The 12,861-nt window shown below is 55.7% G+C and carries 13 protein-coding genes; all 13 read left to right on the top strand.

The genetic code is table 11. From position 1 onward, the window contains the following. Positions 1 to 111 precede the first annotated feature (111 nt). The gene (gene rpsB / locus SIC19_RS02980; protein WP_036206122.1) at positions 112 to 864 is read left to right on the top strand and encodes a 30S ribosomal protein S2; all 753 of its coding nucleotides are present in this window, start codon (positions 112 to 114) and stop codon (positions 862 to 864) included. A gap of 90 nt (positions 865 to 954) precedes the next feature. Beyond that, positions 955 to 1,824 carry a translation elongation factor Ts gene (gene tsf, locus SIC19_RS02975; protein ID WP_036206125.1) on the top strand — a complete coding sequence of 290 codons (870 nt, stop codon included), beginning with the start codon at positions 955 to 957 and terminating at the stop codon, positions 1,822 to 1,824. 186 nt (positions 1,825 to 2,010) lie between these two features. Next, on the top strand, positions 2,011 to 2,739 hold the full coding sequence (gene pyrH, locus SIC19_RS02970; RefSeq protein ID WP_007151790.1) for a UMP kinase: 729 nt from the start codon (positions 2,011 to 2,013) through the stop codon (positions 2,737 to 2,739). Between the two features lie 42 nt (positions 2,740 to 2,781). Continuing rightward, entirely contained in the window at positions 2,782 to 3,339 is a 558-nt protein-coding gene (gene frr / locus SIC19_RS02965; protein ID WP_036206897.1) for a ribosome recycling factor, read from the top strand. Positions 3,340 to 3,414: 75 nt separating this feature from the next. Continuing rightward, entirely contained in the window at positions 3,415 to 4,185 is a 771-nt protein-coding gene (gene uppS, locus SIC19_RS02960) for a polyprenyl diphosphate synthase (protein ID WP_036206128.1), read from the top strand. Positions 4,186 to 4,207: 22 nt separating this feature from the next. Beyond that, complete coding sequence (locus SIC19_RS02955; RefSeq protein ID WP_075194517.1) at positions 4,208 to 5,047, top strand: phosphatidate cytidylyltransferase; 840 nt, start codon at positions 4,208 to 4,210, stop codon at positions 5,045 to 5,047. Continuing rightward, positions 5,041 to 6,234 carry a 1-deoxy-D-xylulose-5-phosphate reductoisomerase gene (gene ispC, locus SIC19_RS02950; protein ID WP_174447637.1) on the top strand — a complete coding sequence of 398 codons (1,194 nt, stop codon included), beginning with the start codon at positions 5,041 to 5,043 and terminating at the stop codon, positions 6,232 to 6,234. Before SIC19_RS02955 ends, ispC begins: the two co-directional genes overlap by 7 nt. 49 nt (positions 6,235 to 6,283) lie before the next feature. Next, positions 6,284 to 7,633, top strand: a complete 1,350-nt coding sequence (gene rseP / locus SIC19_RS02945) for an RIP metalloprotease RseP (RefSeq protein ID WP_075194518.1) — start codon at positions 6,284 to 6,286, stop codon at positions 7,631 to 7,633. Positions 7,634 to 7,676: 43 nt separating this feature from the next. Next, positions 7,677 to 9,995 (top strand): outer membrane protein assembly factor BamA, encoded by a 2,319-nt coding sequence (gene bamA / locus SIC19_RS02940; RefSeq protein WP_036206138.1) that lies wholly within the window; start codon positions 7,677 to 7,679, stop codon positions 9,993 to 9,995. Between the two features lie 51 nt (positions 9,996 to 10,046). Beyond that, a complete protein-coding gene (locus tag SIC19_RS02935; RefSeq protein ID WP_041335153.1) occupies positions 10,047 to 10,544 on the top strand; it encodes an OmpH family outer membrane protein in 498 nt (165 codons plus the stop codon). Between the two features lie 50 nt (positions 10,545 to 10,594). Beyond that, positions 10,595 to 11,620, top strand: a complete 1,026-nt coding sequence (gene lpxD, locus SIC19_RS02930) for a UDP-3-O-(3-hydroxymyristoyl)glucosamine N-acyltransferase (protein ID WP_036206901.1) — start codon at positions 10,595 to 10,597, stop codon at positions 11,618 to 11,620. A gap of 11 nt (positions 11,621 to 11,631) precedes the next feature. After that, positions 11,632 to 12,069, top strand: coding sequence for a 3-hydroxyacyl-ACP dehydratase FabZ (gene fabZ / locus SIC19_RS02925; RefSeq protein WP_036206143.1), 438 nt, complete (start codon positions 11,632 to 11,634; stop codon positions 12,067 to 12,069). Continuing rightward, positions 12,069 to 12,860: an acyl-ACP--UDP-N-acetylglucosamine O-acyltransferase gene (lpxA, locus tag SIC19_RS02920; protein WP_036206145.1), complete on the top strand. Its 792-nt coding sequence runs from the start codon at positions 12,069 to 12,071 to the stop codon at positions 12,858 to 12,860. Before fabZ ends, lpxA begins: the two co-directional genes overlap by 1 nt. Position 12,861 lies beyond the last annotated feature (1 nt).

The raw sequence follows: 12,861 nt of genomic DNA, 5'->3' as shown, positions 1-12,861 counted from the left end.
GCACGTTGTCCCAGGGTGCCTGCTCATGTTGTCTCTATATAAAGGCGACGGAGCCAGGTTGGGGCAATCGGACGTGTGGAGGACTAACCCGAAGCTAAAAAGGTAAATATCATGGCTCAGGTAAATATGCGTGACCTGCTGAAAGCAGGCGCCCACTTCGGTCACCAGACTCGTTACTGGAACCCGAAAATGTCGAAGTTCATCTTCGGCGCTCGCAACAAGATTCATATCATCAACCTTGAGCAGACTGTTCCTGCCATGAACGATGCGTTGAACTTCGTTCATAACCTCGCGGGCAACAAGAACAAGATCCTGTTCGTTGGCACCAAGCGTGCGGCGGCCAAGATCATCAAGGAAGAAGCACTGCGCTCCAGTCAGCCATACGTGAACCATCGCTGGTTGGGCGGCATGCTGACCAACTACAAGACCATTCGCCAGTCAATCCGTCGCTATCGCGACCTGGAAGCACAGAGCCAGGACGGTACGTTCGACAAGCTGACCAAGAAAGAAGCTCTGGATCGTACCCGCGAAATGGACCGTCTTGAGCGTTCAATCGGCGGTATCAAGGACATGGGTGGCCTGCCGGACGCCATGTTCGTGATCGATGTTGACCACGAGCGTATCGCCATCAAGGAAGCCAACAAGCTGGGCATTCCTGTGATCGGCGTTGTTGATACCAACAGCGACCCTGACGGCGTTGATTACGTGATTCCGGGCAACGACGATGCCATCCGCGCGATCCAGATTTACGTGCAGGCCGTTGCTGAAACCTGCATCGAAGCGGCCCAGTCTGCCGGTGCCGGCGCTGACGAGTTTGTAGAAGTCAGCGAAGACGCGGAAGGTGCTGCTCCCGCTGCGGAGTAATAGTTCCTTCGCGAACAGGTTGTAGGGTGTGCCCGTAGTTTACCTCCGGGCACACCGGTCCAGAATTCGGAACAGTTAAGAGGAATGAACATGGCTGCAATTACTGCTGCAATGGTCAAAGAGCTTCGTGAGCGCACCGGCCTTGGCATGATGGAATGCAAAAAGGCATTGGTGGAAGCTGGCGGAAGCGTTGATGCCGCAATTGAAGAGCTGCGTAAGTCTTCCGGCCTGAAGGCTGCCAAGAAGGCGGGTCGTACCGCTGCTGAAGGTGTTTCCCTGATCAAGGTGTCTGACGACAACACTGTCGCTTACATCCTGGAAGTGAACTCCGAGACTGATTTTGTTGCTCGTGATGACAACTTCATGAATTTCGCCAACGACGTTCTGAATGTTGCGTTTGAGAACAGCAGAACAGACGTTGCCGAACTGATGGAAGGCGATCTGGAAGCCAAGCGTGAAGCGCTGGTTCAGAAGATCGGCGAGAACATCACCGTTCGTCGTATCGTACGGGTGGAAGGCCCGGTTGTGGGTGCTTACGTTCACAGCACCAACAAGATTGCGTCTGTTGTGGCCCTCACCGCAGGCAGCGCTGAAGTTGCTCGGGACGTTGCCATGCACGTTGCCGCTGTTAACCCGCGGGTTGGCAAGCCGGAAGACATGCCGGCCGACGAGCTTGAGAAAGAAAAAGCGGTCATCAAGGCCCAGCCTGATATGGAAGGCAAGCCTGCTGAAATCGTCGAAAAGATGATGGGTGGCCGGATCAAGAAATTCCTGGCGGAGAACAGCCTGGTCGAGCAGCCGTTCGTCAAGAATCCTGACCAAAGCGTGGGTCAGCTGATTAAGGACAACGGCGGTGAGCTGGTTAGCTTTGTTCGCCTGGAAGTCGGTGAAGGTATCGAGAAGGAAGAAGTGGATTTTGCGGCAGAGGTCGCTGCTGCGGCAGGTACCGGCAAGTCCTGATCCTTCTGACAGGTGCCAGGGCGATGTCCGGGGCACCTTCCAAGTCTGCCACGTTAGCCGGAATTTTCCGGTTCTCGTGGCGGGCTTGTATCTGAGATACCCCTTTTTATTGAGGAGTATGTCAGATACAAGCCTGAGAAGCTTGTCCTGCCAGGCACCAAGCCAGACACATAGAAGGGGATCCTCATGCCGAAGTCGTCCAATACCCAGCCCAGATACAAACGCGTCCTGCTCAAACTCAGTGGTGAAGCCTTGATGGGCGAGCACGATTTTGGCATTGATCCAAAAGTGCTTGATCGGATGGCATTGGATATTGGTTCGCTCATTGGCATTGGTGTTCAGGTAGGCCTGGTCGTTGGCGGCGGCAATCTGTTTCGCGGTGCGGCGTTGAACGCCGCTGGCATGGACAGGGTGACCGGCGACCATATGGGCATGCTGGCAACGGTCATGAATGGACTGGCTATGCGTGACGCCCTGGAGCGATCCAATATCCGTACCCGGGTTATGTCCGCCATCCCTATGAGTGGTATTGTTGAGCATTATGATCGCCGCCGGGCGGTACGCGACCTGAAAGACGGCGATGTGGTGATTTTCTGTGCAGGCACCGGTAACCCGTTCTTTACGACCGACTCAGCCGCTTGCTTGCGGGGAATCGAAATTGAAGCGGATGCCGTGCTGAAGGCAACCAAGGTTGATGGCGTTTATTCCGCCGATCCCTACAAGGATCCGACTGCGGAAAAATACGATCGTCTCACCTATGACGAAGTGCTGGACAAAAAGCTGGGCGTGATGGATCTGACCGCTATATGCCTTGCGCGAGATCATGGCATGCCTCTCCGGGTCTTCGACATGAACCGCTCTGGCGCGCTGACCCGTATCGTGACCGGAGAGTCGGAAGGCACACTGATTGAATAATCTGATTGAGACATTTTGTACAACGAATCCGAGGACGCTGCAGTGATTGACGATATTAAAGCTGATGCTGAAAAGAAGATGAAGAAAAGCCTTGAATCCCTGAGCTGGGCTTTCAACAAGATCCGTACCGGGAGAGCACATCCGTCCATCCTGGACAGCGTAACCGTGGATTACTACGGCCAGGAGACACCGCTCAAGCAGGTGGCGAGCGTGAACGTTGAGGATAACCGTACGTTGGCTGTGTCGCCCTGGGAAAAGCCGCTGTTACCGAAGATCGAAAAAGCGATCATGATGTCGGATCTGGGTCTGAACCCTTCCAACAACGGTGAGGTTATTCGAATTCCCATGCCGATGCTGACCGAGGAAACCCGTAAGGAAATGGTCAAGCAGGCCAGGGCTGATGCGGAGCACGGCAAGGTTTCCGTCCGCAACGCGCGTCGTGATGCCAACAGCACGCTGAAGGAGCTGCTGAAGGAAAAAGACATCAATGAAGACGAAGAGCGCTTCGGTGAGGAAGAGATCCAGAAGTTGACCGACCGTTATATCGCTGAGATCGAGAAGCAGCTCAAGGCCAAGGAAGAGGACCTGATGGCTGTCTGATCAGCCGGTCCAATTCAGCACAATGATCAGCCGGTGCCATTGCAGTTGTCCGGTATCGGCTGAACAGGGGATTGCATGACGGAAAGTGTATCCGCAGAGATTCCGGTTTCGGCTGGTAGCCGGCCCCGGCATGTGGCCATTATCATGGATGGTAACAATCGCTGGGCAAAAGCCCGGCGACTGAAAGGTGTCGCCGGCCACAAGGCCGGCGTAAAAGCAGTGAGATCAGTGGTTGAAACCTGTGCCCGGGAAGGGGTGGAGGTACTTACCCTGTTTGCGTTTTCCAGCGAGAACTGGCGCCGTCCCGAGGATGAAGTGTCGGCCCTGATGCGCCTGTTCCTGTTTGCGTTGGAGCGGGAAGTCAAAAAGTTGCACCGCAACGACATCTGCCTGCGCATTATCGGCGATCGCTCCGCGTTTAGTACAAACCTGCAGGAACATATGGAGCGCGCCGAGGCGCTTACTCGCGACAATACCCGGATGACGCTGGTTATCGCCGCTAATTATGGCGGGCATTGGGATATCACCCAAGCCAGTCGTAAAGTGGCTGAGAAGGTCCGTTCTGGAGAGCTGGCGCCCTCCGACATCACCGATGACCTTATTCAGCAACATCTGTCTATTGGTGACTTGCCCATGCCGGACCTGATGATTCGTACGGCTGGCGAGCAACGCATCAGCAACTTCATGCTCTGGCACCTGGCCTATACCGAACTGTATTTTTCTCCCGTTTACTGGCCCGATTTCCAGGCGCAGGAAATGGGGCAGGCGTTGCAGGCATATGCGGGTCGGAAACGCCGTTTTGGTCAGACAGACGACCAGATAGCCAGCGTTTCGTCAGAACAATAACGACAAGATAGCGAACGATATCGTGCTTAAAACCCGTATTATTACCGCGCTTATCCTGGCCCCCATCGCGATTGGCGGAATTTTCTTCCTGCCGCCCCTGGGGTTCGCCCTGTTTACCGGGGCCATTATTACCGTTGGTGCCTGGGAGTGGGCCAACATGTCCGGCCTGACTGCGCCCGCGGCCCGTGTTGTATATGCCCTTGTGGTCGCGGCGGTGCTGTACGGACTGCTGAACGTTCCGGCAGTTGCGGTGCTTTGGCTGGCATTGTTCTGGTGGGTACTGAGTTTCCTGCTGGTAAGAAACTACCCCGGCGGTTCAGAGCGCTGGGGCGGCGTGCCTGCCCGTGCCCTGATGGGCCTGTTGGTGCTGGTTCCCGCGTGGGTAGGGCTTAACCATCTTCGCACTGGCGGCTTTCAGTTCGGCGACAGTGCCAATAACCTCCTACTGATTCTTTATGTTTTCTGCGTGGTCTGGGTCGCGGATATCGGCGCCTATTTTGCCGGCCGTGCGTTTGGCAAAGCGAAGCTTGCACCCAGGGTCAGTCCGGGAAAATCCTGGGCGGGTGTCTGGGGTGGTCTGGTGGCGGTCGCGATCTTCGCAATTGTGATCAGTGTGCTGGCCTCAGCCACCACCATGCAGTTGCTGCTTCTGGTTGTTGCCAGCCTGATTACCGGTGCCGTTTCCGTGCTTGGCGATCTGCTGGAAAGCATGCTGAAACGTTTCAGGGGTATTAAGGATAGCAGTCAGCTATTGCCGGGCCATGGCGGTATCATGGACAGAATCGACAGCCTGACGGCTGCCATCCCGGTGTTCGCCCTGATCATCACGCTGATGGGTTGGTTGACGACGGGGCAATGGTGACTATTGTGAAACGTCGTGTTTCGATACTTGGTGCGACGGGCTCCATTGGCCTGAGTACACTCGATGTGATTCGTCGCCACCCGGACCGGTTTTCGGTTTCAGCGCTAACCGCCAGTACCAGTGTCGACAGCATGGTGGAACTCTGCCATGAGTTTCGTCCGAGGTATGCCGTCATGGCCGATGAAAATGCGGCTGAAGCGTTGTCCCGTGCGTTAAGTGATTTGCCTGCCGTCCTGGTTCTCGGCGGCTCGGAAGCGTTATGCCAGGTTGCGGGCGATGATGATTCCGATACGGTTATGGCGGCGATCGTTGGAGCCGTGGGATTACCGCCTACGCTTGCTGCAGTGAGGGCGGGTAAGCGCGTTTTGCTTGCCAACAAGGAAGCACTGGTTATGTCGGGCAAGCTGTTTATGGATGCCGTTCTGGCGTCGGGTGCAGACGTTCTGCCGATCGACAGTGAACATAACGCCATCTTCCAATGTATGCCGCCGGACAAGATCCGGGATACCCGTGGTGCGGGTATTACTCGCATTCTGCTTACTGCCTCCGGTGGGCCGTTTCGAACTCACTCGGCCGAATCCCTGCGCAATGTGCTGCCTGCCGAGGCCTGCAATCACCCCAACTGGTCGATGGGGCAGAAGATCTCAGTCGATTCCGCGACCTTGATGAACAAGGGGCTGGAGCTGATAGAAGCATGCTGGCTGTTCAATACCACGCCGGAAATGATTGAAGTGCATGTCCACCCGGAGAGCATCATTCATTCGATGGTTGAGTACGCCGATGGGTCCGTTCTGGCGCAGCTTGGTAGTCCCGACATGCGCACACCCATTGCTAACGGTCTCGCGTGGCCCGAAAGAATTGAAGCCGGTGTTGCTCCGCTGGATCTGTTTCGCATCGGGCAGTTTCACTTTGAGCGCCCGGACCTGGAGCGCTTTCCGTGCCTGAGGTTAGCAGCGGAGGCGTTCCACGAGGGTGGAACGGCACCAGCGGTAATGAATGCTGCGAACGAAGAGGCTGTGTCGGCCTTTCTTTCCGGTAACCTGTGTTTTGCGGATATCCCCCTTATCATAGAGCGTACGTTGGCAGCCACCGAGGTTGTACCGGCAGACAGTTTCGATACCATCTTCGCGAAGGATGCCGAGGGCAGGGCTGTCGCACGGGAACAGATACAGGCGCTGGCTGTCTGAACCATGCGAGTCCTGAGAGGCGGTTCTATCATCACCAACAGAGAGCATTATGCAGATCGTTGAAACCGTATTGGCGTTGATACTCACGCTGGGCATTCTGGTGACGCTCCATGAAGCTGGTCACTTTTGGGTGGCTCGCCGCTGCGGTGTCAAGGTTTTGCGGTTTTCTGTTGGTTTCGGGAAGCCTCTGTTTTCGTGGTACGACCGGCAGGGCACCGAGTTTGCGGTTGCGGCGATCCCTCTCGGTGGCTACGTGAAAATGCTGGATGAGCGGGAAGGGCCGGTGCCCGAAGAGCTCAAGGATCAGGCGTTCAATGCCAAGCCCCCATCGAAACGTATCGCTATTGCTGCCGCTGGGCCCATAGCGAATTTCCTGTTTGCCATTGCTGCCTACTGGCTGCTCAGCGTGGTTGGTTTCACCACGGTTGCGCCCATTGTAGGCGACGTCAGTCAGGGCAGTGTCGCGGAACGGGTCGGGCTCACCAGCGGCATGGAAATCCACCAGGTCGACGGCCGTCGTGTGACATCCTGGCGCGACGTGAACATGCGCTTGCTTGAGCGCACGGGTGAGTTTGGTGAGGTAACCATCGATGTCTCGCAGAACGGTAACCGCGGGACTCTGCGGGGAGCTCTGGATGGCTGGAGTCTAAGTAAGGACACGCCGAACCCGTTGAATGAGTTTGGTGTGACGCCCTGGCGGCCCGACGTACCGGCAGTGCTGGGGGAGATATCACCGGGTGGCCGGGCTGAGGCCGGCGGGTTGAAATCCGGCGACCGAGTGGTTGAGGTGGACGGCAAGCCAGTAGCGGATTGGTTCGAACTGGTGGCGTTCATACGCGAGGCGCCCGAAAAGCCCCTGGAGCTAACGGTCGAACGCGATGGCCGCATGGAACAAATCCGTGTGACGCCCGCGGAAAGAACGGCAGACGATGGCAGTGTTACCGGTTTTGTGGGTGCGGGTGTCAGCGAGGTGACCTGGCCTGATCACGTACTCAGGGATGTCAGTTATGGTCCCCTGGCAGCGATTCCCAACGCGGTTTCCGAAACCTGGGGTGACACTCGATTGACCCTGGTCGCGATCAAAAAAATGGTGACCGGATTGCTTTCTCCCACTAACCTTAGTGGCCCGATTACCATTGCCAGGATAGCGGAAGCCAGTGTAAGTTCCGGTTTCGAAGACTTTATTCGTTTTCTTGCCTACCTCAGTGTCAGTCTTGGGGTGCTGAACCTTCTGCCAATACCGGTTCTTGATGGTGGGCATATTGTCTATTACACCATTGAAGCCATCCGCCGGAAGCCTCTATCAGAGCAGGCCCAGGCGTTCGGACTGCGTATTGGAATGGCAATGATCCTTACATTAATGGTGTTCGCACTTTACAACGACCTGATGCGGTTGTGAGAATTGCGAACTCCTTACGCGCATCAACAGGCGAAATTATTGAATGAGACGTTCTCTTCTGGGTATAGCTGTAGGCTTGGTAGTCGCCACCTCAACCATAAAACCGGCACTGGCTGATGAATTCACCGTATCCGATATCGAGGTAGAAGGCCTTCAGCGGGTATCCGCAGGGACGGTATTTTCCGCATTTCCCGTTTCGATCGGGGAGCCGGTCGATGAGGTGGAGCTGTCCGATGCGATCAAAGACCTGTTTCGCACCGGCCTGTTTACCGATATCAAAGCCAGCCGTGATGGTGGTGTGCTGATCCTTACGGTTCAGGAGCGACCTTCAATCACGTCCATAGACATTGAAGGCAACAAGAACATCGAAACCCCCATGCTGATGGATGCGCTATCCGGAGCGGGTCTCCAGGAGGGGCAGGTATTTCGCAGGGCGACCCTTGAGCGACTGGAGCTTGAGATTCTCCGGTCCTACATCAGTCAGGGTCGTTACAATGCGCGGGTGAAAGCCACCGCCGAGGACCTTCCCCGCAATCGCGTTGCCATCAAGCTGGACATTAACGAAGGTACGGTTGCGGCTATCCAGCACATCAATATTGTGGGTAACGACGCGTTTGACGACGAGCGGCTGCTGGATCTGTTTGAGCTCCAGACCACCAGTTGGTGGAATTCCATCACCAGTGCTGACAAGTATGCCCGGGAGCGCCTGAGCGGCGACCTGGAGTCACTGCGGTCCTTCTACCTTGACCGCGGCTACATCGACTTTACGGTTGAGTCCAGCCAGGTCTCGATTTCTCCCGACAAGAAACAGGTTTTTATTGCCATCTCGTTGAACGAGGGGCCTCAATACACGGTGTCAGACGTCAACCTGCGCGGTGAGCTGATCGTACCTGAGGAAGAGCTGCGGGAGCTTATTCCCATTGAAGAGGGCGACGTGTTCTCTCGTTCCCGGATGACGGCGATTTCGGAAGCGCTTTCCCGTCGTCTTGGCCGCGAAGGTTATGCGTTTGCAAACGTGAATGCGGTGCCGGAGCCTGCCGATGACAATACAGCGTCAGTAACCTTCTTCGTGGAGCCTGGTAAGCGGGCGTATGTCCGGCGCATCAATTTTGATGGCAACGTCTCCACCCGGGACGATGTGTTGCGCCAGGAAATGACCCAGATGGAAGGTGGCGTCGCCTCCACCGACCGGATCGAATTCTCGAAAACAAAGCTGGAGCGACTTGGCTTCTTCGAAACCGTCGATGTGGAGACGGTTCCTGTGCCCGGTACGGATGATTTGGTGGACGTTAACTATTCCGTGGCGGAACAGGCAACCGGCAGTCTGTCGGCGTCTGTCGGCTTCTCGCAGGCCTCCGGGGTAATCCTGGGCGCTAACGTGTCCGAGAACAACTTCTTTGGCAGCGGCAAGCGTGTCTCCTTTGGCGTCAACGTCAGTGACTCCATCAAGAGTGCCAATTTTTCCTACCAGGACCCATACTACACCGTGGATGGCGTCAGCCGTGGTTTCAGCGTGTTTGCCCGTGAAACCGACTTTGAAGAACAGGATATTTCCTCTTACCTGCTGGATGAGTACGGCGGCCGCCTCACCTTCGGTTATCCTACGGACAACATTACCCGCCTTAATTTCGGGCTTGGTTATACGTTGTCCAAGGTGAAGGAGGGTGCATTCACCTCAGAAGAGGTCAAAACCTTCATTGATGAAGAAGGCAACGATTTCAACAATTATTTCCTGTTCGGTTCGTGGCGGCGCAGCACACTAAATAGGGGTGTGCTTCCAACGGACGGCTATAGCCTGTCGTTATCCGCTGATGTAGCGGTGCCCGGCAGCGACCTGACATTCTATAAGCTGAATCAGAAAACCGAGTTCTACCAGCCACTGAATGATAATCAGACCTGGGTATTCAGGGCGCGTTCGGAGATTGGTTACGGGGACGGTTACAACGGCCGAAGCGTGATGCCGTTCTACGAGCACTTCTACGCCGGTGGATATGGTTCGGTGCGCGGATATGAGGCAAACTCTCTCGGCCCGCTTGCTACCAATGCGCCGAACGACTTCTCCGATCCGGACCCCTTCGGTGGTAGCTTGTTGACGGAAGGCAGCCTGGAACTGATTTTCCCCACACCGTTTGCTGGGGATACCCGTTCCATGAGAACCGCGTTCTTCGTGGATGCGGGTCAGGTTTTTGATGCCGATAGGAATTTTGATCCGGCCCTGGATGAAATTCGCCTGTCGGCCGGTGTAGGATTCCAGTGGATCACGGCAGTAGGACCGCTGGCGTTCAGTCTTGCCAAACCTTTGAACGACAAGAGCGGTGATGACACTCAGGTGTTCCAGTTCTCCCTCGGCCAGACCTTCTGATCGTCAGGGCCGGAGGGGGTGCGAAAGACAATGATAAACAGGAGAAACAACATGTTCCGATATTCCGTTGCAGCGATTCTGTCAATGCTGCTGATCGCATTCCCGGCTGCTGCCGAAACCAGAATAGGTGTGGTTGACCTTCGCCAGGCCTTGTTCTCGTCCAGCGATGCGCGCGCGTTCAGCGAGACACTGCAGAAAGATTTCGCTGGAGAGGAAGCCAAGGTTCGTGAAGCCCAGGAGGCCGCCCGCAAGCTCAAGGAACGGCTTGAGAAAGACGGTGCCATGATGAATGAGTCCGAGCGCCAACAGATGGCTGCTGAGTTCCAGGAGAAAGTTAAGGAATTCAATTTCCTCAAGCAGCGCCTGGACTCCACTGTGGCCAATCGCAAGCAACAGTTCCTCGAAGAAGCCCGCCCGGAGGTAGACGCAGCGGTTAAGGAGCTCCTGGAAGAGAACAATCTGGACATGATCCTGCCCAGCGAGGCGGTGGTGTATGTCAAGCCTGAAATGAATCTGACAGAAGAGTTGCTAGAGAAACTGGACCGCTGATACGGAGGGCCGGATAATGGCCCGCCCGGATAAACCTTGTGGAGCTGACAATGACAAAGCGTTCGTACCGGCTGGGCGACATTGCTTCTGAGCTTGGCGCGGAGCTCAAGGGCAATCCCGATACGGAAATCAACGGGCTTGCGACGCTTCAGGCGGCTTCTCCGGGCCAGATAGCCTTCCTGGCCAACCCGTCGTACGGTCGCTACCTGACGGAGACCAGCGCTTCAGCGGTTATACTCTCGCAATCGACTGCGGACCAGTGTCCTACCAACGTCCTGTTACTGGATAACCCCTACCTCGGCTATGCTCGCCTGAGCCATTGGTTTGACCCGGCGCCAGTTCCAGAGCCTGGTATTCACCCGTCGGCCGTTGTGGCGTCTTCCGCGAGGGTCTCGGATACGGCCTGCATCGGCCCTCAGGCTGTTATTGAGGCTGAGGCTGTCGTGGGCGAAAACGTTGTCGTGGGCGCCGGCTGTGTTATTGGAGCCCGGTGTCAGATTGGCGAGCAGACTATACTGCGTCCACGGGTAACCCTGGCCCACGATATCGTTATGGGTAAACGTTGCCATATCCTCAGTGGTGCGGTCATCGGTTCCGACGGTTTCGGGTTTGCTAATGAGAAAGGAGCCTGGCATCGAATAGCCCAGCTTGGCCGGGTCATTCTGGGGGACGATGTTGAAGTGGGTGCGAACACCACAATTGATCGGGGAGCCTTGGACGACACGATCATTGGCGATGGCGTGAAGCTCGATAACCTGATTCAGATTGCGCACAACGTCAGTATTGGTGATCACAGTGCCATGGCGGCGATGGTGGGTATCGCGGGTAGCACACGTATTGGCAGCCACTGTGTTTTTGGCGGCCAATCGGGTGTGGCAGGGCACCTTACGATTGCGGATCAGGTCCACCTGACCGGCATGACGCTGGTTTCTGGTGACATTCGGGAGCCCGGCGTGTATTCGTCTGGAACCAGCGCCGACAGCAACCGGCAATGGCGTAAAAATGCTGTGCGTTTCCGTCAGCTTGATGCCTTGGCGCGTCGGCTTAAAGAACTGGAAAAGAAAATGGAAGGCTGAGGCCGCTACTGATGATGTATATCGACGAGATCATGGAATACCTGCCCCATCGCTACCCGTTTTTGCTGGTTGATCGGGTAACAGAGCTGGAAAAAGGACAATTCATCAAGGGCTATAAGAATATCTCCCTTAATGAGCCTTTTTTTACCGGCCACTTTCCCAATAACCCCATTATGCCGGGCGTGCTGATCATCGAAGCCATGGCGCAGCTTTCAGGTATTCTCGGCTTTGTGACGGTTGGCCGGAAACCCTCAGACGGCGTGGTACAATACCTGGCTGGTTCCAGTAAAGCGCGTTTCAAGCGCCCCGTGGTGCCGGGGGACAGGCTGTGCATGGAGTCACAGGTTATTTCCGGAAAGCGTGGAATCTATAAATTCGAGTGCCGCGCACTGGTTGATGATGAAGTCGTCTGTGTGGCAGAAATATTGACCGCTGAGAGAGAAGTTTGATGGCGACAAAAGAATGGTCGGGAGTCCATCCTCAGGCGATTGTGGACCCCTCTGCCAAGCTTGCCGACAACGTAACGGTTGGCCCATGGAGCTACATCGGCCCGAACGTTGAGATCGGAGAGGGGACTGAAGTGATGTCCCACGTGGTCATCAAGGGCCCAACGAGAATCGGCCGCAATAACCGCATATTTCAGTTTTCCAGTGTCGGGGAAGAATGCCAGGACAAAAAATACGCGGGTGAGCCAACCACGCTGGTTATCGGTGATGACAATATCATCCGTGAGAACTGCACCATTCATCGGGGCACGGTTCAGGATCGTGGTGAAACCTGTATCGGCAATGGCAATCTGCTCATGGCCTACGTGCATGTGGCGCATGACTGCATTATTGGCAATAACACCATCCTGGCCAATTGTGCGACATTGGCCGGCCATGTGTCCGTTGGTGACTTCGCGATACTGGGTGGCGGCACCATGGTTCATCAGTTCTGTCATATTGGAACCCACAGCATGAGTGCTGGTGGAAGTATTGTGCTGAAAGACATCCCTGCGTACATCATGGCAAGCGGGCAATCTGCACAGCCGTTTGGTATGAACGTGGAAGGCTTGCGCCGCCGTGGTTTCAGCAAGGAGGTGTTGTTGGCACTCCGTCGTGCTTACAAGGTTATCTATCGTCAGGGCCTGACTACGGAACAAGCCGTTGAAGAGCTCGAAAAAGCCTACTCCGATATTCCCGAAGTTACGCCCCTGATCGATTCCCTTCGTGGTGCACACCGCGGCATCATCCGCTAAC

It is taken from the genome of Marinobacter sp. MIT930201 (genome assembly GCF_047122665.1).
Lineage (GTDB): Bacteria > Pseudomonadota > Gammaproteobacteria > Pseudomonadales > Oleiphilaceae > Marinobacter > Marinobacter salarius.
This window is presented reverse-complemented; position numbering and strand designations above follow the sequence as displayed.